Source organism: Rhodococcus sp. 7Tela_A2 (assembly GCF_049311045.1).
Lineage (GTDB): Bacteria > Actinomycetota > Actinomycetes > Mycobacteriales > Mycobacteriaceae > Rhodococcus.
In genome coordinates, this window is the sequence record NZ_JAXION010000023.1 from 1 (window position 1) to 25962 (window position 25962).

The window sequence follows — 25962 nt, forward strand, 5'->3', positions numbered from 1 at the left end:
CTATCGCACCCAAGTTCGTCGCAGGTAACCACTATGGTGGCGCCATGACGCTGCGACAGATCGACGCAACCGAACGCAGGGCTCGCCTGGCCGCACGACACTGCCTCGCTCCGGACTTTCGCGCGAAGGATGCCGTCGAGGCCGCGACCGGCATGGTCTGCCTGCACGGCACCGACCCGGCGACCGTCTATCTGTCGGCCTGGGCGCGCGTCGACGATTTCCAGGTCTCCGACCTCGACCGCGCGCTCTACGTCGACCGTTCGCTGGTCAAGCATCTCGCGATGCGGCGGACGGTCTTCGTCTTCCCACGGCACGTTCTGCCACTCGCTCAAGCCGGCGCGAGCAACCGGGTCGCGGCGGTGCAACGACGCAGCGTGGCCAAGGATGTCGAGGCCGCCGGTCTGCACACCGACGGTGAGCAGTGGCTGACCGAGGCGTGCGAGCACGTCCTCGAGGCGCTGTCCGGTGGCAGGGAAGCGACCTCCACCGAACTGCGCAAGGAGATTCCCCATATCGACAGTGCCGTCGACTACGGCACCGGGAAGTCGTGGGCCGGGAAGGTCGCCTTTGCTCCCCGCGTGCTGACGGTGTTGTCGGCGTCGGGAAAAGTGGTGCGCGCCTCCAACAATGGAGCGTGGCGAATTTCGCGGCCGAGTTGGGCCACCACGGAGTCGTGGCTCGGCGCGGAGATCGAACCGTGCACCGAGGACGACGGCGTGCGCGGCCTGGTGGAGTTGTGGCTGCGGCGCTTCGGTCCCGGCACCGAAGCCGACATCAAGTGGTGGCTCGGCTCGACGTTGAAGGCGGTGCGCGCGGCGCTTGCCGAATTACACGCGGTGGAAGTGGATCTCGGCGGACGAACCGGTTACCTGATGCCCGACGACGTGGACGAGACCCCGCGCGTTGCACCGTGGGGTGCGTTGCTGCCGGCGCTGGACCCGACGACGATGGGCTGGTTCGAGCGCGACTGGTATCTCGGTTCTTACCGGCAGGCGCTGTTCGACTCCAACGGGAACGCCGGACCCACCGCGTGGTGGGACGGACGGATCGTCGGAACCTGGTGGCAGGACGACGACGGTGCCGTCACCCTCCACCTGCTCGAGGACATCGGCGCGGAGGGTTCGGCGTTTCTCGAACAGGAAGCCGCCCGCCTCGACGACTGGCTCGGGGGTGTGCGCGTGATGCCGAGGTTCCCGTCGCCCCTGGCCAAGGAACTGTCGCAGGGCGGGGACTCCGGTCGCCGAACGCGTTAGGGACGGTCCCGCACGGCGAGCCGCCACAGCGACGTCACTTCCCGCTTGCGCGCGGCGTAGAGCGCATCCGACCGGTCCTCGATCTTGCCGTGCCGCGGCGCCACATCTCGGCGTTCGAGCACGACGAGACCGGCATCGCCGATCAGAGCGAGGAGTTCCTCGCGGGTCCGCAAGCCGAGATGCTCGGCGATGTCGGACAGGATGAGCCAGCCTTCTCCCGAGGGTTCGAGGTGCTCGGGCAATCCGCGAAGGAAGCCCCGGAGCATCACACTGTCCGGGTCGTAGATCGCGTACTCGATCGGCGATGTCGGCCGGGCGGGAATCCACGGCGGATTGCACACGACCAGCGGTGCCCGGCCCTCCGGGAAGAGGTCCGCCTGCACGACCTCCACCCGGTCGCTGTAGCCGAGCCGGTCGACGTTCGCCCGCGCGCAGGCGAGGGCTTTCGCGTCGATCTCTGTCGCGACGACCTTCTCGACGCCGCGGTGGGCGAGGACGGCGGCCAGCACGCCGGTGCCGGTGCCGATGTCGAACGCCTCGGTGAGCGAGGGCAGCGGGGTGTCGGCGACGAGGTCGACGTACTCGCCGCGAATCGGTGAGAACACGCCGTATCCGGGGTGGATGCGCGCGCCGAGGGCGGGGATCTCGACGCCCTTCTTCTGCCATTCGTAGGCGCCGATCGCGCCCAGCAGATCCCGCAAGGTGGTGACGGTGGGCTGATCGATCGGCCCGTACGCCTCGTGAACGGCCTGCCGCACGTCGGGGGCGCGTCGAAGCGGGATCGTCTGGTCCGCGTCGAACGGCACCAGCAGCATCCCGAGGATGCTCGCTCGCCGGGATTGCGTCTGCCGGTGCAGGTGGAACGCGGTGGCGGGGTCCGTCGACGTCTTGCGGGGCTTGCGCGTGGCCCGGGCGGCGACGGCGGTGCCGAGTTGGCGGGCGTTGTGGAAGTCGCCGCGCCACAACAGCGCCGTTCCCTCGCACGCCAGGCGGTATGCCTCGTCGGCGGTCATCGAGTCGTCGGCCACCCGGACCTTTTTCGGGGGCGTCGCTCCGCTGGTGGACCGCCACACCGCCGACTGCTCGGTGCCGTCCTCGGTCCAGCGGACGAACTCGGTTTCCATCGCACAACCATATGCACTGCCGTGATGTGCCCGACGACCGCACGGGCAGATGGTGACGCTGCGGACATAATGGGTGCCCATGGAGACCAGGACGCTGCCGGTGTACGAGGCCGGAGCGATCGACGTGCCGTTCGTCATCGCCGGCATGGACGAACTCGTCTCCCGCGACACGCGGTTCGAACCGCACTCACACCCCACCCACGAACTGCTGTGGAACGAACGCGGGGCGTCGAGTGTCACGGTGGGGGCACGGACCTGGACGGTGACACCGACGATCGGGTTGTGGATACCCGCCGGGCTGCTGCACTCCGGCATCACGCCCGCGGGCACGTGGTATCGCACGGCGCATTTCGGCATCGGCGCGACGCCCGCACTGTCCGAGCGCCCGGTGTCCGTCGAGATGACGCCGCTGCTCCGGTTACTGCTCGACCGTTTGACGCACGAGTCCCTCGAAAGTGAGTCGCGAGCACTGACCGAGAAGATGGTGATCGACGTGCTCGCCCCGTCGGACCAGGAACTGCTGGTGCAGATGCCGGCATCCCCGCTGTTGCGGCCGATCGTCGAGGCCGTCGATGCCGACCCCGGCGACCCGCGCACGCTCGCGGACTGGGCAACGGCGCTGGAGGTGAGTGCCCGGACCATCACTCGCGTGTTCCGGTCGGAGACGGGAATGAGTTTCGGACGGTGGACCGCAGCGGTTCGGGCACAGCGCGCCGCGATCCTTCTCGGCGCCGGTCTCGAACTCGGCGAGGTGGCCCAGATCATGGGTTATCGGTCGGTGAGCGCGTTCGGCGCGGCGTTTCGCCGAATCATGGGAAGCACACCGGGCACGTTCCGATTGACGGGGTAGCTGTCCCGAACGCGACATCGGATGTCCCGAACGCGCGATTGCGCCCGGACCGGACAAACATTACGGTTTAGGCAAACCTCACCTAATTCCCGCGGTTGCGGGAGTGTGGTCACCCCTTGCACGAGAGCGAGTAATACCCCATGCGTTCCAAGCGCTTCCTGACAGTGGCCGCGGCGGCAGTCGCGGTCACACTGGGCATGACGGCCTGTGGTTCCGACTCGTCGGAGTCCTCGGACACCGCGGCCTCCGAGACCGGACCCGGCGCATTCCCGGTCACGATCGAGCATGCCTTCGGCACCACCACGATCGACGAGAAGCCCACCCGCGTCGCGACCGTGAACTGGGCCAACCACGAGGTGCCGCTGGCTCTCGGCATCGTCCCCGTCGGTATGGCCGCAGCGAACTTCGGCGACGACGACAACAACGGCATGCTGCCGTGGGTCGAGGAGAAGCTCGAGGAACTCGGCGGCGAGACCCCGGTGCTCTTCGACGAGACCGACGGCATCGACTTCGAAGCCGTGTCGGACACCGATCCGGACGTAATCCTCGCGGCCTACTCGGGATTGACGCAGGAGACCTACGACACGCTGAGTGCCATCGCGCCGGTTGTCGCATTCCCCGAGGCGCCGTGGGCGACGTCGTGGCGCGACACCATCCTCTACAACAGCATGGGCCTCGGCATGGAAGACGAGGGCAAGGCCCTCATCGCCGACCTCGAACAGCAGATCGCCGACGAGGTGGCCTCGCACCCGGGCCTCGCGGGCAAGTCCACGATGTTCCTCACGCACGTCGACACCGCCGACCTGAGCCAGGTCAGCTTCTACACCGCCAAGGACACCCGTTCCGCATTCTTCGAGGACCTGGGTCTGTCCACTCCGAAGAGCGTCGCCGAGGCGTCGACCGGTGAGGAGTACTCCCAGAAGGTCAGTGCCGAGCGCGTCGACGTCTTCGACGATGTCGAGATCATCGTCACCTACGGCGACCAGGCACTGGTGGACGCGCTGAAGGCCGACCCGCTGCTCTCGCAGATGCCGGCTGTCGCCAACAACTCGATCGTGTTCCTCGACGGCTCCGGCCCGCTGGGCACGGCCGCGAACCCGACTCCGCTCGCTATCTCGTGGGTGCTCGGCGATTACGTCGACCTGCTCGCGAAGGCTGCCACCGGCTCACCGGAGTGACGGTAACCCAACCGGATTCGACGTCGGGCGCTCTCACCACGGGACGCCCGACGTTCGGTCGTCTGCTGTGGCTGCTGGTTCTTGCCGGTGTGCTCGTCGCGCTGACCGTGATGTCCGTCGTCATCGGTTCGCGCGACGTCGAATGGTCCGACATCCTCGCTGCGCTCGGCGGGTCGACGGACAACATCGGGCAGGGTGCCGTGGCCAAACGCATCCCGCGCACCGTGCTCGCGCTCCTCGTCGGCGCCGCTCTCGGCCTCGCCGGCGCGGTGATGCAGGGCGTCACCCGGAACCCCTTGGCGGATCCGGGAATTCTCGGAGTCAACATGGGGGCCTCGCTCGCGGTGGTCGTGGGCATGGCGTACTTCGGTCTGTGGACGCAGACGAGCATGATCTGGGTGGCGATTCTCGGAGCGGGCATCGCCGCCCTGTTCGTCTACACCGTCGGCTCTCTCGGGCGCGGCGGCGCGACACCCCTCAAGCTTGCGCTGTCGGGCGCGGCCACGTCGGCGGCCTTCGCGTCGTTCATCACCGCTGTCGTGCTGCCGCGCAACGACATCGCCGGCAGCGTGCGCTCGTGGCAGATCGGTGGTGTCGGCGGCGCGAGCTTCGACGCCGTCGGGCAGGCATTGCCCTTCCTCGCCGTCGGATTCGTGGTCTCGCTCCTTTCGGCGCGCAGCCTCAACTCGCTGGCACTCGGCGACGAGGTCGCGGCCGGTCTCGGTGAGCGAGTCGCGATCGCGCGGGGTATCGCGGCGCTGGGAGCGGTACTGCTCTGCGGCGCCGCGACCGCCATCGCAGGACCCATCGCTTTCGTCGGGCTCGTCGTGCCGCACCTGTGCCGCATGCTGATCGGGGTCGACAACCGATGGCTGCTGCCGTTCTCGGCGCTGACCGGCGCCGCCTTGCTCACCGCAGCCGACATCCTCGGCCGGATAGTGGCGAGGCCCAGCGAGATCGACGTGGGCATCATCACCGCCCTGATCGGGGCACCCTTCTTCATCTACATCGTCCGACGCCAGAAGATACGCGAACTGTGACCGCCACCCTCGATACCTCCACCTCCGGAACCGACACCGTTGCGGCAAACCGCGTTCGGCGGGGACGACGCAGACGCGGCATCATCGCGGTGCTGGTCGTGCTCGTGGCCGCCGCGTTCGCCGCGAGCCTGATGTTCGGCAAGACGTTCTATCCACCGTCCGACGTGATGCGGGTGATCCTGGGGGAGGACGTGCCCGGCGCGTCCTTCACCGTCGGCACACTCCGGATACCTCGCACGGTGCTCGCGGTGGTCGCCGGAATCTGCTTCGGCCTCGGCGGCGTGACCTTCCAGACGATGCTGCGCAACCCACTCGCCAGCCCCGACATCATCGGCATCAGTTCCGGCGCGAGCGCCGCCGCAGCCTTCGCCATCATCGTGCTCTCACTCGGCGGGTCGCAGGTGTCCGCGGTCGCGATCGTGGCGGGCCTGGCGGTCGCGGTGCTGATCTACGCGCTCTCGTTCCGGAACGGTGTGGCGGGCACCCGGCTGATCCTCATCGGCATCGGTATCGCCGCCATGCTCGACAGCCTCACGTCGTACCTGCTGAGCACGGCGGCGACCTGGGACCTGCAGGAGACCACCCGGTGGCTCACCGGCAGCCTCAACGGAACGACGTGGACCGCGACCGTTCCGGTGCTCGTCGCGCTGGCAGTGTTCGGACCGGTGCTGCTCGGTCAGACACGCAACCTGTCGATGCTCCTGCTCGGCGACGACACCGCGCAGGCGCTCGGCGTCCGGGTCGAGCGCACACGCATCGTGCTCATCATCGCCGCCGTGGGGCTGATCGCGTTCGCCACCGCCGCCGCCGGCCCGATCGCCTTCGTCGCGTTCCTGTCCGGGCCCATCGCCGCCCGCATCGTCGGACCGGGCACGTCGCTCGTCGTTCCCGCGGCCCTCGTCGGGGCGCTGCTCGTACTCGTCGCCGACTTCTGCGGTCAGTACGCGTTCGGCACCCGCTATCCCGTCGGTGTCGTGACGGGTGTGCTCGGCGCGCCGTATCTCGTCTACCTCATCATTCGTTCCAACCGCTCGGGAGGCTCGCTGTGACCGCAGCCCACACCCTCGTCGTCGAAGACCTCGAACTCGGATACGGCGGACGTACCGTCGTCGAATCCCTCGATCTGGTGGTGCCGCCGGCAAAGATCACGTGCATCGTCGGGGCCAACGCGTGCGGAAAGTCGACGCTGTTGCGGTCGATGTCCCGCCTGCTCGCGCCGCGCTCGGGGCATGTTCTGCTCGACGGCAAGGACGTGCACCGGCTGCCGGCCAAGCAACTCGCCCGCACTCTGGGTCTGCTCCCGCAGTCGCCGATCGCGCCGGAAGGAATCGTCGTGGCGGATCTGGTCGGACGCGGCCGGCACCCGCATCAACGGGTGCTCTCGCGGTGGAGTCGTGAGGACGATGCCGCGGTGGCGGATGCTCTCGCTGCGACCCACACGACCGAACTGGCCGAGCGGCACGTCGACGAACTCTCCGGCGGGCAGCGGCAGCGTGTCTGGATCGCCATGGCACTTGCCCAGCAGACCGATGTGCTGCTGCTCGACGAGCCCACGACCTTCCTGGACGTGAGCCACCAGATCGAGGTGCTGGATTTGCTCACCGATCTCAACCGGAGCCGGGGCACGACGATCGTCATGGTGCTGCACGACCTGAATCTTGCTGCGCGGTACGCGGATTACCTCGTGGCTATCGCCGCGGGTGATGTCTACGCGGCGGGTGATCCGTCCGACGTTCTCACCACCGAGACCGTGCGGGCGGTGTTCGGGCTCGACAGCCACGTGATCTCCGATCCGGTGTCGGGCAAGCCCCTGATGCTGCCGCTCGGACGCCACCACGTCGCGGAGGGCGCCACGGTCTGAGCGCTCGTTGCGCACTTAGCGCAATACTGATCTAATCACTGGCACCAGTGAAAGGATCGCCATGCTCACATTCCTGAACTCGACGGCGTTCACCGCCCTCGGCGCTCCCACCACGTGGGCGGAGGTCCTCGGTTTCCTCTCCGGTGCGTGGTGCGTGTACCTGGTGGGCCGGCAGTCCGCGCTGAACTGGCCCATCGGCATCGTCAACAACCTGGTCTGGATCTTGCTGTTCGCCACCGCCGGCCTCTACGCGGATTCGGGACTGCAGATCGTCTACATCGGGCTCGCGGTGTGGGGCTGGACCAACTGGGTGCGGGGGCACGACGGTGGGGTGCTGCCCGTGACCGGCACCAGTGGGCGCGAGTGGCTGTGGCTCGTCGGCGCGGGTATCGCCGGCACCGCCGCGCTGACCGTCCTGCTCGACACCGCCACCCCGTCGACCGTGCCGTTCTGGGATGCGGCCACCACCGTCCTCTCGCTGCTCGCGACGTGGGGCCAGGCCACCAAGCGGTGGGAGTCGTGGCTGCTGTGGATCGCCGCCGATCTGATCTACATCCCGCTCTATCTGCACAAAGGTCTCACCCTGACCGCACTGCTCTACATCGGTTTCCTTCTGCTCTGCGTACGCGGCCTCATCGCCTGGCGCAGCACCCGCGTGAGGACGCCCGAGTTCGCACGGGGGGCGTGATGTACCGGCACGCGCTCGTCATCGGCAAGTTCTACCCGCCGCACATCGGGCACCACCATCTGGTGCGCACCGCGGCACGGGTGGCCGACCGTGTCACCGTGGTCGTCATGGCGTCCGCCGCAGAGTCGATCCCGCTGGACCGGAGAGTGGCGTGGATGCGCGAGACGCATCGCGCCGACCGCGGAGTCACCGTCACCGGAATCGTGTGCGACGCCCCGATGGACTTCGGCTCGGACGCTGTGTGGGCGGCGCAGGTCGCCTGCATGCGCGCCGCGGTGCGGACGGTCACCGGCATCCCGGTCGACGCGGTGGTCTCCAGCGAGAAATACGGTGACGAACTGGCGCAACGCTTTTCGGCGACCCACGTGTGCGTCGACGTCGATCGCATCGCGTATCCGGTATCCGGAACGGCGTGTCGCGCCGATCTCGCGGGATGCTGGGACCACCTCGACTCGCCTGCCCGCGCGGGTCTGACGACGCGCATCGTGGTTCTCGGTGCCGAATCCACCGGCACGACGACGGTGAGCCGCGCGTTGTCGGAGCGCTACCGTGCCCGCGGCGGGGTGTGGGAGCGGACTCGGTGGGTGCCGGAGTACGGGCGACAGGTCACCGTGGACACCCTCGCTCGAATGAAAGAGCGTGATCCGGCCGCGTCGATGCACGCCCTCACCTGGACCGGCGACGACTTCGCGCACATCGCCGCGGAGCAGACCCGCCTCGAGGAGGAGGCGGCACGGACCGGATCACCGGTGCTTCTATGCGACACCGACGCGGTCGCGACCACCGTCTGGGAGCGGCGATACCTCGGCACGGAGAGCCGGCGCGCGTGGACGGAGGTCGCCGACCGGGATGCCCTCTACCTCGTCACCGATCACGTGGGAGTCCCGTTCGTCCAGGATGGGATCCGCGACGGGGAAGACATCCGGGCGGAGATGACGGAGTGGTTCGTCGAGATGCTCACGGCGACCGGCCGGTCGTGGGTGCTGCTCACCGGAACCCTCGCCGAACGCGTGCGGTTGGGGGAGCGGGTGATCGACCAGGCGCTCGGGCTGCGGATGAAGTTCGGCGCTCCGCTGTCGGCCGACCTGCCGTCCGGGGAGGTGGGCTGAGCCGCGGCCGAGCGTTTTGGTCAGTACACGTGACGGATCGCGTCCAGTGCATTCGTGCAGGGGATGTGGGCGGCACGCAACGCATCGACCATCCGCGACGGCGTGCCCGACGCCGTGCTGTCGAGGACACCACCGGGCGCTACCGCCCAGACGACCTCGCCGGGTTCGAACTTGCGGGTGGGGACCAGTCCCCGCTGAGGAGCAAGATCGCGCAACGCACTCCATTGCGCGACTTCTCCGGCGTCGGGATGGCCGATGAACAGCAACCGGTCGTGTGCCACGATGAGCCCTTCTTTGTTCCGCTTAGCTTCGGTAGGGATGTCGCGCCGAATGTGTTCTTCGTTACATCCGGCGTGAGACCGCGACGACAGCGGCCTCCGGCTTTGTCCCGAAACCGTCCTGCTGGGACGGCGCCGGGACATACCGTGATCCGGTGACGTGCGGTTCGACGACCCTGGACGGCCGGGCATCGTGACGGCGTGGGTGCTCCACGTCGACCTCGACCAGTTCATCGCTGCCGTCGAGGTTCTGCGTCGGCCCGAACTGGCGGGAAAGCCGGTGGTGGTCGGTGGCCGCGGCGATCCGACGGAGCGGGGTGTCGTCTCCACCGCGTCGTACGAGGCGCGTGAACACGGTGTGGGATCCGGGATGCCGCTGCGCGTCGCGGCGAAGAAGATCCCGGATGCGATCTTTCTTCCGGTCGACAAGGACGCGTACAACGAGGTCTCGGACGTGGTGATGAGCACCCTGCGCAGCTTCGACGCCGTCGTGGATGTGCTGGGGTGGGACGAGGCGTTCCTCGGCGTCGAGACCGACGACCCGGAGTCGTTCGCGCGCAGCGTCCAAGCCGGCGTTCTGGATGCGACCGGGCTGCACTGCTCGGTCGGCATCGGGGACAACATCCTCCGCGCCAAGATCGCCACCGGGTTCGGGAAGCCGCGCGGAGTCTTCCGCCTCACCCGCGACAACTGGTTCGCGGTGATGGGGGAGCGCGACCCCGCAGCACTGTGGGGTATCGGTTCTCGCACCGCGAAGAAACTCGCCGCGCACGGCATTCACACGGTCCGTGAACTCGCTGAAGCCCCGGTCGATGTCATGGCGCAAAATTTCGGGCCGAAGATCGGTCCGTGGCTGGTCGGTCTCGGTCGCGGGGCGGCCACCGCGACGGTCACGGGGGAGCCATGGGTGGCCAGGTCGCACAGTCGAGAGACCACGTTCCAGCACAATGTCGCCGATTGGGACGAACTCGCGCAGCACGTACGGCGGCTCGCTGCCCAGGCGACAGACGATATTCGTGCCGAGAACAGGGAGGGCGTCCGTGTCGGCCTGAAGATCCGGTACGCACCCTTCATCACGCACACGGCGAGCGCGCCGCTTCCCGGACCGACGTTCGACGCCGACCGGATCGGGGACGCGGCCGTCGCTCTGCTCGATCGGTTCGATCACGAACGCGAGGTGCGTCTGGTGGGCGTCCGGGTCGAAATGACCCCTCCGCGTTAGACCGGAGCGGTGAACCGTTCGGCGGGTGCGCCTTTCAGGAGTCCAGGGGGAAGAGAGCGACCCGTGAGCACGAGCAGCAGGTGCTGCGCGTCGCCGCTGACGGTGTCCCCCGATCCGTACTCCCAGTCGTGATCGTCGGCGCACAGGCGGATGCCGTCCAGGTCGGCTCCGAAGTAGCGGACACTCTCCGGTGAGACCGACCCGAGCAGCATCGCGATCCGCTCGTCCGGCACCCGCCGGTCGGCTCCGAGGGCGACGGTGATGTCGAGTCCGTGGATCACTTCGTGCCACAGCGCGGCGGAGGAGTCGCTGCGCGGTGGCTGCCAGGGATGCGCCACATTGCTGCGCAGGCACTCGAGCAGTTCGGTATCGGTCATCGCTCGCGCGTCCGCGCGGGCGCACGCGTCGGCGGCACGATCGAAGTCCCCGCGTGCCTTGAGCATGGCGAGCAGGAGCCGCGGTATGCCGTATCGGTACGGCATCGTCGTGTGCGCGACCACCTCTCGGACTCTCCATCCGCGGCACAGGGACGGGGCGCTCCACTGTTCCTCGGTGAGTTCTTCGAGCACGGAGACGAGATCGCGTCGTTCGGCTTCGACGAGCGGGTGTGCGGTCGCGGGCATGAGTGGGTCCTTCCGTCGATGGGGCCCGTACGGACTCTCTGCGTCCGTGCACGTACCGACTCGTGCGGGCGCGGGAAGTCATCGTTCGCACGAGTGACCTGCGCTGGCACACTGGGACCGGTGCACGCGCAAACCGCTCCCCGGACCAGGGGACCCCTTCGACCGGCCGAAGCAGCCGCTGCGGCGGTGTTCGGATCACTGACCGCGGTGCTGACCGTGATCACCGGATTCGTTCCGGTCGGGGTGGCGCAGGTGCTCGTGGCATTGCCGATCGCATTTCTCGCAGCTGCCGGACGGGTGCGATCCGTGGTCGCGGCCACTGTCGCGTCGGGTGTCGTGGCCCTCATCGCGGCGGGACCGTTCGCGGTGGCCACCGTGTTCGTCCTCGCAGCGGTGGGGGCGCTCGTCGGATTCGCCGACCGAAGGTGGGGCAAGTCGGCGGTGTTCGTCATCTTCGCGGGCGCCGTGCCGATCGGTCTGCTGCTTGCCGCCGGGGTGATCGGTCTGCTGCTTCTGTTCGAGCAAACCAGAGTGTTGCTGCTCGATGCGCTCGCGTCGTCGATGCGGGGAACGGTCCGGGCGTTCGAAGCCGCGGGAGCCGGCGACGACTTCGTCCGCACCTTCGAGCAGACCATCGACCTGATGGTGCGTTTGTGGTGGGTGTGGATCGGCAGCGCCGTGGTGGTCGGCATCGTCGGCACCGCTCTGCTGTGCTTCGGGATCTTCCGGCTCGTGTCGATGCGCAGCACGTGGAGTACACAGTCGGCCGAGTGGCCGTCCGGCGCCCACTCCGGTGAGCCGAACCCTCTCCCGGTGGCGCTTCGCCTCGTCACCTACCGCTATCCCGGTGCGAGCGTCGACGCGCTGTCCGACATCGACCTCACGATCGGTCCGGGCGAGTTCGTGGCGGTGGTCGGCAGGAACGGGTCCGGGAAATCGACACTCGCGCGCATCCTCGCCGGTCTCGAGCCCACCGCCGGGCTCGTCGACCGGCCCGGCCCCGTCGGCCTCGGGCAACCCGGTGGCACCGTGACGGTGTTCCAGCATCCCGAAAGCCAAGTGCTCGGCCGCACGGTCGAGGAAGACCTGCGCTGGGGAATCGACGACGTCGACGCCGAGGCGGTGCTCGCGAGGGTGGGTCTCGCCGGCATGGAGGACCGGCCCACCGAAGACCTCTCGGGTGGTCAGCTTCAGCGACTCGCCCTGGCCGGTGCGCTCGCCCGCCGCCCGTCGCTCCTCATCGCCGACGAGATCACCGCGATGGTCGACGCCGCCAGCCGGTCGGCGCTGATCGACCTGCTGGCCGAGGTTGCCAGAGAAGGCACCACCGTCGTGCTCGTGACGCATCTCGACGACGAGGCGGCTGCGGCCGATCGCGTCGTGCATCTTGCGGGAGGACGGATCGTAGCGGCACCCGCCGCGGAACCGCGTCCCGCGACGGTGGTCGCCGCCGCGCCGACGTTCCCGCAACCCGACCTCGAACTCCGCGACGTCACCTACACCTACGCGGACCGCACACCGTGGGCACACACCGCGCTGCGCGACGTGACTCTTACCGTGTGCCGTGGGGAGGGCGTGCTGGTGGTGGGTGCGAACGGCTCGGGCAAATCCACACTCGCGTGGATCATGGCGGGGCTGTACCGGCCCACACGCGGATCTTGTCTCCTGCAGGACACTCCCACGGCGGACCTGCGCGGCGACGTCGGGTTCGTCTTCCAGCAGGCCCGGTTGCAGCTTCAGCGTCCGACGGTCGCGAAGGAGATTTCGGAGGTGGCGGGCCTGCCCCACACCGACCGGCACTACGTTGCGGCGGTGCTGCACCGGGTCGGGCTCGGACCCGATCTCGTGGACCGCCCGATCGACCGGCTCAGCGGTGGTGAGATGCGGCGGGTCGCACTCGCGGCTCAGCTCGCGCGCACTCCCCGCGTCCTGATACTCGACGAGCCCCTGGCGGGCCTGGACGTGCCCGGACGCCGCGAACTGGTGTCGATCCTCGCTCACCTGCGAGCGGTCGACCACGTCACGATCGTGGTCATCTCCCACGACCTGCACGGAATGGAAGAGGTGTGTTCACGCACCGTGGTGCTCGAGGCGGGACGGATCGTGGACCAGATCGGTGTGGTGACGACATGAAAGAACGTGGCACGAAAGATCAGCGCCGGCCGCTGATCCTGTTGCGGCCCGTACCGCGTGTCACCGCACTTCACCGAGTCTGGGCGGGCACGAAGATCCTGGCGGCCGTCGCGCTGTCGGTCGTCGTGAGTTTCATCCCCTCCTGGACGGCGCTCGGGATCATTGCGGCGGTTCTCCTGACCGGCCTGCTGGTGGCCCGTATTCCGCGAGGAGTGGTCCCCACGATTCCGTGGTGGGTGTTCGCTTTCCTGGCCTTCGGTGCCGCGCTCAACGTTGCCGGTGGCGGACTGACGAGCTACGTGCGGGCGTTGCTGCTGGGGGTGTGCCTGCTGGTGCTGGCGTCGCTGGTCGGCTGGACGACGAGTCTGTCGCAACTGGTCGACGCCCTGCCTGTCCTCTTGGCACCGTTGCGGTTGCTGCGGCTCCCCGTCGACGAGTGGGTGACGGTGTGCGCGCTCGCGCTGCGGATGTTGCCGACGATCCGCGGCGAGATGCGCATGCTCTTCGCTGCACGCCGGTTGCGCGGACGGCCCGGCATCCGCAATCCCAGGGGGTGGTGGCCCGAACTGATCGACACGGTGGGCGCGGTGGCGTCGGTGTCCATGCGGCAGGTGCGCGACCTCGGCGACGCCTTGTCGGTGCGGGGCCCGCGTCCCGTCGTCCGGACCCGGCCCCGCCTCGGCGCGGGGGACGCGGTGACCGTCCTGATCGTGGGCGCGGCGTGCGCGGCGATCGTGGTCTGGGGCTGAGCGACGTCAGTTCGCCTGGGCGGACAGGCGAGTCAGGAGGGTCGGGACACCGGGGCCGTCGAGGTGGTCGCAGTAGGCGGGGCGACCGGCCATGACCATGGTCAGGGCGAGAGTCGTCCCGGTGACCGCCGGACCGGAACCGGCAGCGAACGTGCTGTCCGAGGCCTCGACCCGCAGACCGTCCACGGTGCTCCGGCTGTCGACCGCGAAGTTGCGTCGCGCGTAGAACTCGGCCACCGGGCGGACCACCTCGGGTGAGGGTGTGTAGGGCAGCCCCAGCGGATGCCGGATGTCCTGGGAGTGGACGATCACCTCACCGAGCCACGCCGCCGCCGGTCCGGGTGGCGCGGCCGTCGCAGCAACGACGTTGTCGAAGCGGCCGAGCGTCTCCGCGGGCGTGGCACCTTTGTGCTCGGCCATCCGGCGAGCGTTGTGGCGGTCGAAGTCGAACCGTGCACCCAGCACGCTTCGGTACCAGCGCATCGGCCCGATGCTCGCGACTGCGGTGAGATGCGCGAGAGTTTCTTCGACGGTCCACCGATCACACAGCGACTGCGTTGCCCACTGCGTGTCGTCGATCTCGGTCAGGTCGGCCGCGAGTGCGGCACGTTCGGCGCGGATGAGGGACCACGTGTGGGCGTTGCGTCCGAACATCGGGACCTCCCGTGGGTCAGGCGCTGGTCTTCTGGGCGCGCCGCGAGCGGACCCGGCGCTGCACCCCGTAGCCGACGACCACGACGACCACCGCGAGGACAACGTACTGGAGGATCTCCGCGTACGGCTCGACCTTCTGCCAGTTCTCCCCGAGCTGATAACCAGCGAACACGAAGATCGTGTTCCACACCAGACTGCCCGCGGTGGTGAAGGCGGTGAACTGCCACAGCGGCATTCGCGTTACACCAGCGGGAATCGAGATGAGGCTCCGGAAGACGGGAACCATGCGGCCGAAGAACACGGCCTTGCGCCCGTGCTTGCGGAACCACTCCGCCGTGCGGTCGAGGTCCTCCACGTCGACGAGGGGAAGTTTGTCCATCACTTTCCGCAGGCGGTCCTCACCGACCCACCGTCCCAGCGAGTACAACCCGAGCGCCCCGAGCACCGAGCCGAGGGTCGTCCAGAACAGCGCCCCGAACAACGTGAAGCTGCCGAGACTCGCAGCGAACCCGGCAAGAGGAAGGATGACCTCGCTGGGAAGCGGAGGAAAAAAGTTCTCGAGAGCGATCGCGAGACCGGCCCCGACACCGCCCAGCCGATCCATCAGGTCGAGCGCCCATCCGGCGAGTCCGTCGGTGGGCGCTGATGGAGAATCCGCAACACTCATCCGGTCAAGGTTACCGATCGGCTACGAGACGACTCGGCCGGGCGGGTGAGCGCCTTCTTCGCCAGGCGAGCCACGCGGGAAAGTTTGACCCGGTCGGTGCCGGGGAACCGGCCGACCGGCGTCGGAGCGTCGGTGCCTCGATCACCCGAGGGACGCGAGCAAGGTCCGGCATGCCTGTTCACAGCGCCGGCACGCGTCGGCGCAGATCCTGCAGTGCTCGTGGTGAGAGCTGTGCCGGTCGCATTCGTCTCCACACGCCTTGCACGCCGCAGCACAGGCTTCGAGGACCGCTCGAGTCACCGAGGCGTTGTCGCCGGTCTGCCGGGACAGCACCCGGCCGGTCGCTTCGCAGAGGTCGGCGCAGTCGAGATCGGTGCGAATGCACTGGGTCAGTTCTGCGACCGATTCCTCGGCCAGACACGCATCGGCACATGCCGTACAGGTCTGCGCGCATTCGACGCACGCCTCGATGCACGCAGCCAGTTTCTCGTGGTCGATCGCGCCCATGTCGTGCGGGTAGGTGCCGAGCATGCTCGCTGCGGTGCTCATGAAGAGTTCTCCTCTCGTCGTTTCCGGGGAGTGGATCACCGCCCGGGTCGACGGGTTGCGTACCCGAAGAAGTCGCGCTCTAACGGACGAATCGGATCTTCGTGGTTACTAGGAGGGCTTCGATTCCGACCGGTGCGTTGCGCGGATCGTCGGTGGCACGGGCCGGCGGTCCGCTAATGTACTCGAGTACATTCACGGCGTGAAAGGTAGTGGCTCGCAGGGTGAGTCCGGGTTCGTATGGCCGAGAAGATCGACTTCAAGAAGACGCTCGACGCCTACCGCGCGACGCGCGGTGAATTCCGCATCCTGGACGTGCCGGACATGCGGTACCTCATGATCGATGGCGTCGGCGACCCGAACACCTCACCTGCCTTCGCCGACGCGATCGAGTCGCTCTACCCCGTGGCGTTCACGCTGAAATTCGCGAGCAAGCGTGAGCTCGGCCGTGACTATGTCGTCCCGCCGCTGGAGGGGCTGTGGTGGTCGGAGGACATGGCGTCGTTCACCTCTGCACGCGACAAATCCCACTGGAACTGGACGTTGATGGTCATGGTTCCGGAATGGATCGAACGCGACCTGGTCGCCGCCGCCGTCGACCGGGTTGCCGCGGCGAGCACGCCGGTGCGACTCGGCGACGTCCGCCTCGAACCCCTCGCGGAGGGGCGGTGTGTGCAGACGCTCCACGTCGGATCGTTCGACGACGAAGCGGACGTCCTCGCGGAACTGCACGACGAGTTCGTCCCGGGCAACGGGCTGCGCATGGTCGGTAAGCACCACGAGATCTACCTGAGCGACTTCCGCAGGACCGCGCCGGAAAAGCTGCGCACCATCCTGAGGCAACCGGTCGGGGCTGCCCGGGAGTGAAGCGGACGGCATCTGCTCCTACACTTCGGCGACATGCATGACGGGAGAGCTGCCGTGGATCTGTCCGATGTCGACGCGTTGAGTTTCGATTGCTACGGCACATTGATCGACTGGGAGACGGGCATCGCCGCCGTCCTCGCGCCGTGGGCACAGGACGCCGGACTGGAACTGTCGGACGAGGAATTGCTTCTCGCGTACGCCGAGAACGAGGCGCAGGCCGAGCGCGACACTCCCGACGCGTTGTACCCCGCGATCCTCGCCGAGGCATTTCGGCGCACCGGCGCGGCACTCGGCGCGGAAGTCTCCGACGAGTGGGCGGCGCGGCTCGGCGCATCCGTTCCGGACTGGCCGGCGTTCCCGGACTCCGCCGAGGCCCTCGCGGAACTGGCCGAGGACTACACCCTGATCATCGTGTCCAATGTCCATCGCGACGGCTTCGCCGGTAGCAACGCGCGCCTCGGCGTCGAGTTCGACAAGATCATCACCGCCGAGGACGTGCAGGCGTACAAACCTGCTCTCGACCACTTCGAGGCGCTCGACGACGCCCTCACCGAATTCGGGATTCCGCGCGAGCGCCTCCTGCACGTGGCGCAGTCGCTGTTTCACGACCATGTCCCCGCCACCCGGCGAGGACTGCGCTCGGTATGGATCAACCGGCGCCACGACCGCCCGGGGTGGGGTGCAACACCGGCACCCACAGGCCAATACGCCTACGATCTCGAATTCCCGACCATGCAGGCATTCGCGGATGCGGCCCGCGCCGCGAAAGCCCGTGGCCCGGCACAGCACTGAGGAGCGTCGTCAGCGGGCGATGCCGTAGAACCGTTCGACCCGCACCCGCAACAGCAGGCGTCCCTCCGCAACCATGGCATCCCGGAACTCATCCCAGTCGGGGTGATCGCCCTGCACCGCCCGGTACAGCGCGACGAGCTCATCGACGGTGGTGTCGTGGGGATCCGCTGCCACATCGGACAATTCGGCGTGTCCTTCGGCTACGGCGTACGACCAGCCGTCCCGAGTGTCGACGAACACGCTCACGCGCGGGTCCCGCCGTATGTTGCGGGTTTTCGCCCGCGTGTCGGTGATCGAGACCGAGAACGTCCGCGCGAGGAGGTCGTAGGAGTACACGATGTTCGAGAGCTGTGGCCGACCGTCGTGTTTCAGGGTGGCGAGCGCCGCGATACCGCTGGATCCGAACAGTGCCTCGAGCGGCACCTCCGACTCTCGGCTCATGTGGGTCCTTCCTGATCGCGGTAGGTCCTGTGAACACATCTTGCCGCGCTGGCAGCTTCGCGCGGGGGCGGAAATCGTTATCTGCCAACGTAAGCATGCGGGATGCCCGGTGTCTGCCGCTCCGTTTCAACCTGGGTGATGTCGGACGGTGTCACGAATGCACTGTGCGAGATGTCGGCAGGTCTGTCGGACAGGAACACCCGGTGTGCTGCGCGCACTGGGTGCAGCTCGTCGACGTTCGGCTGGGTGAGAACCTGATCGACTCCGGATCATGAGAGTCTCGGACCGGTACGTGCACGGGCCACGGACGAGAGGATCGAGATGCTGGATTACACCAGGTACTGCGGGGAGATCACCGCACAGACCGAGTTGCTGTGCTCGGTGCTGCCGGGGCGGGACATGAATACCCCGGTGCCGACGTGTCCGGGCTGGAATGTGGGACAGCTCGTGCGGCATGTGGGATACGGCCACCGCTGGGCTGCCGAGGCAGTGCGTACCGGAGCGACGACGCCACCGGACGACTCGGCGATGCGTGAGCTGTCCTCGTACGTCGACGAAGATCCTGATCAGCTGGTGCCGTGGTTGCTTGCGGGCGCACTCGATCTGGAATCGTCTCTGCGCGAGGCAGGTCCCGAGCGGAAGGTCTGGACCCCGACGCCGGTCGGCCCGCAGACCTCGCAGTTCTATGCGCGACGCTTCACCCAGGAGACTGCAGTGCACCGTGCCGATGCCGTGCTGGCGCTGGGCGAGGGGTTCGATCTCAGCCACGATGTCGCACTCGACGCCGTCGACGAGTGGCTCGATCTTGCTGTGGTGACGTGGCCGAGGATGAGCGACCGCCGGCACGCGCTGCACGGACCCGATAGCACTCTCCATTTCCACGCGACCGATTCGCATGCGGAGTGGGTCGTGGACCTCACCGGCGACGAGTTCGTCTGGCGCCGTGCGCACGAGAAGAGTGCGGTGGCGGTGCGGGGACCGTTGGTCGAGTTGATGCTGGTGCTTTATCGCCGACGAGCAGTCGCCGACGCCGAGGTCGAGGTGTTCGGCGATGCCGCGCTGCTGGATTCATGGCTCGATGTGGTCGCGTTCGGCTGAACGGTCAGAGAATGTCCCGCAGGATGCCGGCGAGTTCCCGGGGCGCGTCGCTCTGTACGGAATGCCCGGAGCCCGGTACCACGTGCACATCCAGCCCGGGGACGCGTCGACGCGCCTCGTCGACGTCCTCTTCGGTGACGTAGGCCGAAGCGCCACCGCGCACCAGCGAGACGGGTCCGTCTAGTGCGGCGAGGTCGTCCCACAGCGGGGTGAAGTCGCGCATGGTGCGCATCCGGTCGTAACGCCACTCCCATCGTCCGTCGCTGCGCTGCCGCGTGTTGTGGACGACGCCGCGCCGGATCGACGACGGTGATCGGTGCGGTGCCGCCGCGGCGGTGAGGGCGACGATCTCGTCGAACGTGTCGAAGACGGCCGGTCCCGCCGCGAGAGCGACGGTTCCGCGTTGATTTTCGGCCATGCCCTGGTGCCGCCGGAACGATGCCGGGGTGACGTCGACGAGGACGGTGCGGCGCACGAGTTCCGGTGCGAGGGAGCCGAGCCGGAGGGCGGTCAAGCCCCCGAGCGACATGCCGACCACGGCCTCCGCACGAGGCGCCCAGCGGCGGACGGCGTGCGCCACCGCTTCGGCGTTCGGCCACGGCGAGTAGTCGCCGTCGTCGCGCCAGGAGGAGTGGCCGTGACCGGGGAGGTCGACGGCGAGCGCGGGCACCCCGAGTGCGAGGACCACCGAGTCCCAGGTGTGTGCGTTCTGGGCTCCGCCGTGCAGGAACACGAGGCGGGGAGAGACGTCGCCCCACAGCAGCGCGCTGGTGTGCCCGCCGTCGTGTTCGGCGCGCACCCGCCGCACGGTCGGCGGTACGGGGAGTTCGAGGCCCAACTCCGCGGCGTTCTCGGGAAGCAGCGCGAACTCGTCGGTGCGGTGCGGATCCATGAGGACTTCTCTACGCGACTACCGGGCGAGAAGCCAGATGTGGCTCGGCGCGAACGGAACCGCATGTTGTCAGGGAGTGGAGCGCGGCAGGGACGATCGCGCTGCGAGGCGCGGGCTCCGTCATGCCCCGGAGGACGGTCCGGAGTAAAGATCGGCGAACGCGCCGGGCGTCACGCCCACGGCGTTCTTGAAGTCGCGCACGAAATGCGGTTGGTCGGCGTACCCGAGGACGGCGGCGACCTCGGACAGCGAACCGGACTTCTCGCGCAGGCGGCCCGCGGCCTCCTGGAGGCGCCGCCGCTGGATCAGCCATTTCGGGGTAAGTCCGATGCGCCGGTGGACGAGTCGCTGCAGCGCGCGCTCGGAGAGACCGAATTCGTTGCGTACCTGTTCTACGCGCAACACGTCCGGGTTGTCCTCCACGAACGCCACGACACGGTTGACGAGGCGGCCCTCGTCGTCGACCGGCAGGTAGCGCCGGAAGACCTCGTCGTAGACGCCCATCACCGCGTGGTGAGCCTCGGGGGACCGCGGATCGCGGCGCATCATCTCGCGCACCCGATCGACGACACGGACGCCCGCGTCGCCGAGGACCTCCGGCACCTCCACGATCCGGTCGGTGAACGACGCGAGTGGCCCACCGGCCACGAGGGCACCCGCCGCGGGGGCGAGCATGACACCGGCGGCCCAGCCCTCACCTGTCAGAACGGTGGTCGACAAACCGGACTCGACACCGTAGAAGCGGGCGTAGTCCTCAGTGATCACGACCAGGCATACGGGATACCGCAGCACGTGCTGCGGAGCCTCCCGACCCGGAGGGACCCGCCACACGGGAATCCAGTAGCGCCGGACCACGTCGCCCAGATCGGGGGATGCCGGGTATCGGAAGATGGTGTGCGTTGTGTCGTTCGGGTGTCTCAAGTGTGCGCGCTCGATCGGCTCGCCGTCGTCTGGCTTTCCGGAGTCCCCGGTGTCGGATTTCATCAATACCTCGCACTGGGCGATCGATAGCGTCGCACCCATGAATACAACAGCGATCCGACACAGCGAAGCAGAACAGCGACTCGGCGCGGTCGTGGGCGCGTTGAAGGCCGAGGACTGGGACCGTCCGTCACCGTGCGAGGGGTGGACCGCGCGCGACGTCCTGAGTCATATCATCGATACCCAACGCGAATTCTTCACCGGCCGCGACCTCGACCTCGGTGATCGGCCCTCCCTCGACGACCCGGCCGGCGCATGGCAGAAGCACAACGCCCGGGTGGCGGACATCGTCGCGGACGACGCCCTCGTGAACACGCCCTATGACGGGTACTTCGGACCCACGACCATCGGAGCGACCTTCGACCAGTTCTACGTCTGGGACATGATCGTGCATCGATGGGACCTCGCCACCAGCGCAGGCCTCGAGGAGACGTTCAACGAGGCCGAACTCGAGCGGATCGAGGCCGGAGCGGACAGTTTCGGCGACTCGCTCTACATGGACGGGGTGTGCGCACCGGGTGTCGAGGCACCGGAGGGCGCCGACCGGTCGACTCGAGTGCTCGCGCGCCTGGGGCGCCGTCGCCCCGACGCCGTGTGAGAGTGCGGGACACGGCCGGCTCGCGGCCCGGCCGTTAGTCTCGGGCGTATGAGCGAACCGATCGTGGTGTCCGGACCCGTGCGTGAGGCGCTGGCCGAACGTCGCCCCGTAGTCGCGCTCGAATCGACCATCTTCACGCACGGCCTGACCCGGCCCCGAAACGTGGCGGTCGCACTGGCCGCCGAGCAGCAGTTGCGTGACGCGGGTGCTGTCCCGGCAACCGTGGGCGTCGTCGACGGGGTCCCCACGGTCGGCCTCTCCGAGGAGCAGATCGTCACACTCGGAGACGCCGAGAGCGAGGTGGTCAAGGTCGGGATACGCGACCTGCCGATGGCCGCGCTCAAGCGGACACAGGGCGGCACAACGGTCGCCGCGACCGCGTTTCTCGCGCATCACGCCGGGATCGGGGTATTCGCCACCGGCGGTCTCGGCGGCGTACATCGAGGCGCCGCCACCACCTTCGACGAAAGCGCGGACATCGTTGCGCTGGCGTCGATTCCGATTCTCGTTGTGAGCGCCGGTGTCAAATCGGTCCTCGATGTCCCCGCCACGCTCGAACGTTTCGAAACACTCGGGGTGGTGGTCGCCGGGTACCGCACCGCCCGCTTCCCCGGGTTCTACGTGCGGGACAGCGGCTGCGTCGTCGACGACATCACTTCACCCGAAGACGCGGCAGCGCTCGCCCGCGCCCGCGACGCTCTCGGGCTCCGTTCGGCGGTGGTGGTGGGCAATCCTGTGGACGCGTCGGCTCAGGTGGACCCGGAGTTGCACGACCGGGTCCTCGTCGAGGCGGAGCGTGAGGCAGCGGGCTCGGGGCTTCGCGGCAAGAGTCTCACTCCGTTCCTGCTCGAGCACATGCACCGCGCGACGGACGGCCGTACGCTCGAGACGAATATCGCCGCGTACCAGGGCAATGTCGCTCTCGGCGCGGCGATCGCGAGGGCATTGGTGTCCTGACACGCGCACGTCACCGCACCCGGAAATGTCGCCGCACCGGAAATGTCACTGCAGCAGAAATGCGGTGGTGGCGGGTGGCAGCGCGACGTCGCGTCGCCGGTAGATTTCGGCCGGGCGGCCGGTGCCTTCGCGGCGGAGTTCGCCCGTGGGTTCGAGCCCGTGCAGCAGATGCCGCCGGAACGTGTCCTTGGGGTAGCGGCGGTCGAAGACGATTTCGTAGAGACGGCGCAGATCCAGCACGGTGAACTCGTCGCCGAGAAACCGGGCCGGGTCCACGGCGGCCGAGTACCGCGCCCGCAGGTCGTCGACGGCCAATTCCACGATGGTGGCGTGGTCGAATGCGAGATCGGCGGTGCCGGTGACGGGGGTGAGCCGGGCTTCGGCCGGGATCTCGGCGACGGGAACGGCCGCTCCGTGCGCCATCGACAGCACCCACCCTCGATCGTCGCGTCCTGGGTCGTCGAGCATCGCGAGCTGGTGGAACTCGATCCCCGAGAGCGAGGCCTTGTCGCGCAGAGCCCGGCGAGCCGCGTCGGCGAGCCGTTCTCCGGGACGGAGAAACGTCCCGGGAAGTGCCGATGTGCCGTCGGGTCGCTCGATGACCAGTACTTTCAGCGTTTCGTCGACGGTGAGTACCGCGACGTCCACCGCCACGGACGGGCGCGGATAGTCGGTGAGGGACTTGCCCCGAGGATCGGTCCAGGCCTGCATCTCCCCATTCAATCAAATGTGCGCTAATATTTGCGCAGAATTGATCGAAGGGGAGACGGTATGAGGCTGACGACAGCACAGAACGACCGGGCGGCAGGGGTCCTGCTCGCCACCGCAGCGGGTGACGCACTCGGCGCGGGCTACGAATTCACCTATCCCACTCCGGAGACAGCGATCCGCATGATCGGTGGGGGACTCGGTCCGTTCGCTCCCGGTGAGTGGACGGACGACACGTCCATGGCGCTCGCGATCGCGGAGGTTTCCGCCACCGGAGCCGACATCGGTGCCGGCGACGGACTCGACGCCGTCGCCGCCGGGTTCGCACGCTGGTATGCGTCCGGGCCCAAGGACATCGGAAACCAGACCCGCGCGGTGCTGAGTACAGCGCAGCCGACCGCAGCGTCGATGACCGAGCGGGCGCGCGCCCTCCCCGGCAGGAAGGGCGGCAACGGGTCGCTCATGCGGACCGCGCCTGTGGGGATTGCCTACCTCGCCGACGGCGAGCGATGTGTCGCGGCAGCCCGCGACATCAGTCGTCTCACGCACGACGATCCCGAGGCCGTCGAGGCATGCATGCTGTGGTCGTTCGCGATCCGGCACGCCGTCCTCCACGGCACGTTCGACGGCGTCGACGCCGGTCTGGAAACGCTGCCGGGAGACGCGGCACGGCGCTGGTCGACCTTGCTCGACGATGCCCGCACAGCTTCCGACCCGCGGGTCTTCGACAACAACGGGTGGGTGGTCCATGCGCTGCAGACGGCGTGGTGGGCCGTGTGCCATGCCGACGCGACCGGCCCCGGTCATCTTCCCCAGGCACTCGAACTCGCCGTACGTGCCGGGCACGACACCGACACCACCGCGGCGATCGCCGGCGGGCTGCTCGGCGCCCGGTGGGGTGCGTCGGCGGTACCCGCGCAGTGGCAGCGGATCCTGCACGGCTGGCCCGGGTACCGGTCGCAGGACCTCGTACGCCTCGCCTTGCACACCGCATGGGCGGGCGCGGGCGACGACCGCCACCGGCCCGACGCCGAGATCGACTACGCGCAGTTTCTCGTCGAGGAGTGACTCGGCCCGCTCGTTGGGGTAGACATCCTTCGGACCGAATTGTGACGAAGGGATCCACGTGGCCGCACACATTGCTCTTCCCCGCGTGATGCGGATCGGCGGAGGCGCCGTCGACGAGATCGGTGAGGTGGTGGCCGGGCTGGGGCTGTCCCGGCCGCTCGTGGTGACCGACCGGTTCATGGTCGGGACCGGCGCAGTGGATCGCATGGTGTCACGGCTCGGCGCGGCCGGACTCGCAACGGCGGTGTTCGCCGATACCGTTCCCGATCCCACCACCGACTCCCTCGTCGCGGGTCTCGAGGCAGTCGCCGCCCACGACGCCGATTGCGTCATCGGTTTCGGTGGCGGCAGCCCGATGGACACCGCCAAGGCGCTCGGGTTGCTGGCCGTCCACGGTGGGCAGATGAGCGAGTACAAGGCCCCCCGCATCAACAACGGTCCGGCGCTACCTGTCGTCGCGGTTCCGACCACGGCCGGGAGTGGTTCGGAGGCAACGCAGTTCACCGTGATCAGCGACAGTGTCACCAACGAGAAGATGCTGTGCCCGGGCGCGGCGTTCCTGCCGATCGCGGCGGTGGTCGACTACCGGCTGACGTTGACGATGCCTCCGCGACTGACTGCCGACACCGGGGTCGACGCGCTCACCCACGCGATCGAGGCGTACGTCAGCAAGAAGTCCACTCCGTTTTCGGACACGTTGGCCCTCGCTGCGATCGAGACCATCGGAAGAGTTCTGCGACGCGTCTACGTGAACGGCAACGACGAAGACGCCCGGGAGCAGATGATGCTCGCGGCCACCCAGGCGGGGATCGCGTTCTCGAACTCGAGCGTCGCCCTCGTCCACGGGATGAGCCGGCCGATCGGCGCGCATTTCCACGTCGCGCACGGTTTGTCGAACGCGATGCTGTTCCCCGCGGTGACCGCCTTCTCGGTGCGGGCTGCCGAATCCCGCTATGCGGACTGTGCCCGCGCGCTGGGCGTCGCCACCTCCGGCGACCACGACGCCGCTGCGGCGGACAGCCTGGTCGCCGCGCTGGCGGAACTGTGCCGCGACGTCGAAGTGCCCACGCCTCGTGCCTACGGCATCGACAGACGTGACTGGGACTCGCTGATACCGCTCATGGCGGAACAGGCCCTGGCATCGGGATCGCCGAACAACAATCCGCTCGTGCCCACGGAGGAGGAGATCCGCGACCTGTACGCCCGGATCTACGACTGACAGCAGATCCGGGCGTGAAGGCAGGGGGAAACGGTTTACTCGGGTGCCTGGTCGTCGGGCTCGACAGGCTCGGTTTCCTCGCGATCCGAAGGGCTACCGGCCTTGCCTTCCCGCTCGTGCTCGGCTTCGACGCGTTCTTCCATGTCGTCCACCAGTCGAGAGATCTTCTCGCCGGTGAGGTCGTCGTTGTCGGCAGGGGTGCCCGGGCGCTCGGATTCAGCCATCGAAATCCGTCCTTTCGTGAAGTTGCCCGGCACGGGACCGCGCCCGTGCTCGGGACAGCACTTGCGATACCCGGGCAGATCGTCGACGAAACCGGCACGAGGCGAATCCACACCGGGCCGAATCCGGATCAGGGCGATTTCG

Annotated in this window: 29 protein-coding genes; 18 read left to right on the plus strand and 11 right to left on the minus strand. The window is 68.2% G+C overall.

What is annotated here, in order from left to right; all coding sequences use genetic code 11:
- Positions 1-1253 (plus strand): winged helix DNA-binding domain-containing protein (locus TVH25_RS06565; RefSeq protein WP_422423625.1); only part of this gene is annotated, 1253 nt, incomplete at its 5' end.
- Here the strand turns inward: TVH25_RS06565 and TVH25_RS06570 are convergent.
- Positions 1250-2377, minus strand: coding sequence for a methyltransferase (locus TVH25_RS06570; RefSeq protein ID WP_422423627.1), 1128 nt, complete (start codon positions 2375-2377; stop codon positions 1250-1252). The two genes, TVH25_RS06565 and TVH25_RS06570, sit on opposite strands and share 4 nt — an antisense overlap.
- Before the next feature lie 79 nt (positions 2378-2456).
- Between TVH25_RS06570 and TVH25_RS06575 the strand changes: the two genes are divergently transcribed.
- From TVH25_RS06575 to TVH25_RS06605, 7 genes are all read left to right on the plus strand, one after another.
- Positions 2457-3227: an AraC family transcriptional regulator gene (locus TVH25_RS06575; RefSeq protein WP_422423628.1), complete on the plus strand. Its 771-nt coding sequence runs from the start codon at positions 2457-2459 to the stop codon at positions 3225-3227.
- Positions 3228-3367: 140 nt separating this feature from the next.
- Positions 3368-4405 carry an iron-siderophore ABC transporter substrate-binding protein gene (locus tag TVH25_RS06580; protein WP_422423629.1) on the plus strand — a complete coding sequence of 346 codons (1038 nt, stop codon included), beginning with the start codon at positions 3368-3370 and terminating at the stop codon, positions 4403-4405.
- Positions 4402-5445 (plus strand): FecCD family ABC transporter permease, encoded by a 1044-nt coding sequence (locus TVH25_RS06585; protein WP_296550046.1) that lies wholly within the window; start codon positions 4402-4404, stop codon positions 5443-5445. Before TVH25_RS06580 ends, TVH25_RS06585 begins: the two co-directional genes overlap by 4 nt.
- On the plus strand, positions 5442-6494 hold the full coding sequence (locus TVH25_RS06590) for a FecCD family ABC transporter permease (RefSeq protein WP_422423630.1): 1053 nt from the start codon (positions 5442-5444) through the stop codon (positions 6492-6494). Before TVH25_RS06585 ends, TVH25_RS06590 begins: the two co-directional genes overlap by 4 nt.
- Positions 6491-7306, plus strand: a complete 816-nt coding sequence (locus TVH25_RS06595; protein WP_169652734.1) for an ABC transporter ATP-binding protein — start codon at positions 6491-6493, stop codon at positions 7304-7306. The genes TVH25_RS06590 and TVH25_RS06595 overlap by 4 nt, the downstream gene beginning before the upstream one ends.
- Before the next feature lie 61 nt (positions 7307-7367).
- On the plus strand, positions 7368-7994 hold the full coding sequence (pnuC, locus tag TVH25_RS06600) for a nicotinamide riboside transporter PnuC (RefSeq protein WP_422423631.1): 627 nt from the start codon (positions 7368-7370) through the stop codon (positions 7992-7994).
- Positions 7994-9103, plus strand: coding sequence for an AAA family ATPase (locus TVH25_RS06605; RefSeq protein WP_422423632.1), 1110 nt, complete (start codon positions 7994-7996; stop codon positions 9101-9103). The genes pnuC and TVH25_RS06605 overlap by 1 nt, the downstream gene beginning before the upstream one ends.
- A gap of 20 nt (positions 9104-9123) precedes the next feature.
- Here TVH25_RS06605 and TVH25_RS06610 read toward each other — a convergent pair whose 3' ends face one another.
- Positions 9124-9384: a hypothetical protein gene (locus TVH25_RS06610; RefSeq protein ID WP_378527507.1), complete on the minus strand. Its 261-nt coding sequence runs from the start codon at positions 9382-9384 to the stop codon at positions 9124-9126.
- A 190-nt stretch (positions 9385-9574) separates the two neighbouring features.
- Between TVH25_RS06610 and TVH25_RS06615 the strand changes: the two genes are divergently transcribed.
- On the plus strand, positions 9575-10603 hold the full coding sequence (locus tag TVH25_RS06615; RefSeq protein ID WP_296551573.1) for a DNA polymerase IV: 1029 nt from the start codon (positions 9575-9577) through the stop codon (positions 10601-10603).
- On the opposite strand, the gene TVH25_RS06620 is transcribed toward TVH25_RS06615, so the two are convergent.
- Positions 10600-11226, minus strand: coding sequence for a maleylpyruvate isomerase family mycothiol-dependent enzyme (locus TVH25_RS06620; protein WP_378527505.1), 627 nt, complete (start codon positions 11224-11226; stop codon positions 10600-10602). The two genes, TVH25_RS06615 and TVH25_RS06620, sit on opposite strands and share 4 nt — an antisense overlap.
- A gap of 186 nt (positions 11227-11412) precedes the next feature.
- Here TVH25_RS06620 and TVH25_RS06625 point away from each other — a divergent pair, with 186 nt between their 5' ends.
- Both TVH25_RS06625 and TVH25_RS06630 read left to right on the plus strand, forming a co-directional pair.
- Positions 11413-13359, plus strand: coding sequence for a DUF2232 domain-containing protein (locus TVH25_RS06625; protein ID WP_422423633.1), 1947 nt, complete (start codon positions 11413-11415; stop codon positions 13357-13359).
- Positions 13356-14108, plus strand: coding sequence for an energy-coupling factor transporter transmembrane component T family protein (locus TVH25_RS06630; protein ID WP_169622409.1), 753 nt, complete (start codon positions 13356-13358; stop codon positions 14106-14108). Before TVH25_RS06625 ends, TVH25_RS06630 begins: the two co-directional genes overlap by 4 nt.
- A gap of 6 nt (positions 14109-14114) precedes the next feature.
- Here TVH25_RS06630 and TVH25_RS06635 read toward each other — a convergent pair whose 3' ends face one another.
- The 3 genes from TVH25_RS06635 to TVH25_RS06645 all read right to left on the minus strand — a co-directional run bounded on the left by TVH25_RS06635 (position 14115) and on the right by TVH25_RS06645 (position 15978).
- On the minus strand, positions 14115-14762 hold the full coding sequence (locus TVH25_RS06635) for a maleylpyruvate isomerase family mycothiol-dependent enzyme (protein ID WP_169622410.1): 648 nt from the start codon (positions 14760-14762) through the stop codon (positions 14115-14117).
- Between the two features lie 16 nt (positions 14763-14778).
- The gene (locus TVH25_RS06640) at positions 14779-15429 is read right to left on the minus strand and encodes a DedA family protein (protein ID WP_169652740.1); all 651 of its coding nucleotides are present in this window, start codon (positions 15427-15429) and stop codon (positions 14779-14781) included.
- A 141-nt stretch (positions 15430-15570) separates the two neighbouring features.
- Positions 15571-15978, minus strand: a complete 408-nt coding sequence (locus TVH25_RS06645; RefSeq protein WP_169652741.1) for a four-helix bundle copper-binding protein — start codon at positions 15976-15978, stop codon at positions 15571-15573.
- Between the two features lie 237 nt (positions 15979-16215).
- On the opposite strand from TVH25_RS06645, the gene TVH25_RS06650 reads away from it, so the two are divergent.
- Both TVH25_RS06650 and TVH25_RS06655 read left to right on the plus strand, forming a co-directional pair.
- Positions 16216-16842: a GyrI-like domain-containing protein gene (locus tag TVH25_RS06650; RefSeq protein ID WP_422423634.1), complete on the plus strand. Its 627-nt coding sequence runs from the start codon at positions 16216-16218 to the stop codon at positions 16840-16842.
- A gap of 33 nt (positions 16843-16875) precedes the next feature.
- Positions 16876-17634, plus strand: coding sequence for a haloacid dehalogenase type II (locus TVH25_RS06655; RefSeq protein ID WP_422423635.1), 759 nt, complete (start codon positions 16876-16878; stop codon positions 17632-17634).
- Between the two features lie 9 nt (positions 17635-17643).
- Here the strand turns inward: TVH25_RS06655 and TVH25_RS06660 are convergent, their stop codons facing one another.
- Complete coding sequence (locus TVH25_RS06660; protein ID WP_422423636.1) at positions 17644-18075, minus strand: PPOX class F420-dependent oxidoreductase; 432 nt, start codon at positions 18073-18075, stop codon at positions 17644-17646.
- Positions 18076-18396: 321 nt separating this feature from the next.
- On the opposite strand from TVH25_RS06660, the gene TVH25_RS06665 reads away from it, so the two are divergent.
- Complete coding sequence (locus tag TVH25_RS06665; RefSeq protein ID WP_422423638.1) at positions 18397-19173, plus strand: maleylpyruvate isomerase family mycothiol-dependent enzyme; 777 nt, start codon at positions 18397-18399, stop codon at positions 19171-19173.
- A gap of 4 nt (positions 19174-19177) precedes the next feature.
- On the opposite strand, the gene TVH25_RS06670 is transcribed toward TVH25_RS06665, so the two are convergent.
- Both TVH25_RS06670 and TVH25_RS06675 read right to left on the minus strand, forming a co-directional pair.
- Positions 19178-20065 carry an alpha/beta fold hydrolase gene (locus tag TVH25_RS06670; RefSeq protein WP_169652745.1) on the minus strand — a complete coding sequence of 296 codons (888 nt, stop codon included), beginning with the start codon at positions 20063-20065 and terminating at the stop codon, positions 19178-19180.
- Positions 20066-20185: 120 nt separating this feature from the next.
- Positions 20186-21049 (minus strand): helix-turn-helix domain-containing protein, encoded by an 864-nt coding sequence (locus TVH25_RS06675; protein ID WP_422423639.1) that lies wholly within the window; start codon positions 21047-21049, stop codon positions 20186-20188.
- A gap of 37 nt (positions 21050-21086) precedes the next feature.
- Between TVH25_RS06675 and TVH25_RS06680 the strand changes: the two genes are divergently transcribed.
- Both TVH25_RS06680 and TVH25_RS06685 read left to right on the plus strand, forming a co-directional pair.
- A complete protein-coding gene (locus TVH25_RS06680; RefSeq protein ID WP_422423640.1) occupies positions 21087-21644 on the plus strand; it encodes a TIGR03086 family metal-binding protein in 558 nt (185 codons plus the stop codon).
- A gap of 48 nt (positions 21645-21692) precedes the next feature.
- Complete coding sequence (locus TVH25_RS06685; protein ID WP_422423641.1) at positions 21693-22601, plus strand: pseudouridine-5'-phosphate glycosidase; 909 nt, start codon at positions 21693-21695, stop codon at positions 22599-22601.
- 45 nt (positions 22602-22646) lie between these two features.
- Here TVH25_RS06685 and TVH25_RS06690 read toward each other — a convergent pair whose 3' ends face one another.
- On the minus strand, positions 22647-23312 hold the full coding sequence (locus TVH25_RS06690) for an NrtR DNA-binding winged helix domain-containing protein (protein ID WP_422423642.1): 666 nt from the start codon (positions 23310-23312) through the stop codon (positions 22647-22649).
- Between the two features lie 60 nt (positions 23313-23372).
- Here TVH25_RS06690 and TVH25_RS06695 point away from each other — a divergent pair, with 60 nt between their 5' ends.
- Entirely contained in the window at positions 23373-24377 is a 1005-nt protein-coding gene (locus TVH25_RS06695; protein ID WP_422423643.1) for an ADP-ribosylglycohydrolase family protein, read from the plus strand.
- A gap of 58 nt (positions 24378-24435) precedes the next feature.
- Entirely contained in the window at positions 24436-25596 is a 1161-nt protein-coding gene (locus TVH25_RS06700) for an iron-containing alcohol dehydrogenase (RefSeq protein ID WP_422423644.1), read from the plus strand.
- Positions 25597-25631: 35 nt separating this feature from the next.
- Here TVH25_RS06700 and TVH25_RS06705 read toward each other — a convergent pair whose 3' ends face one another.
- Entirely contained in the window at positions 25632-25820 is a 189-nt protein-coding gene (locus TVH25_RS06705) for a hypothetical protein (RefSeq protein ID WP_072700161.1), read from the minus strand.
- Positions 25821-25962: the final 142 nt, after the last annotated feature.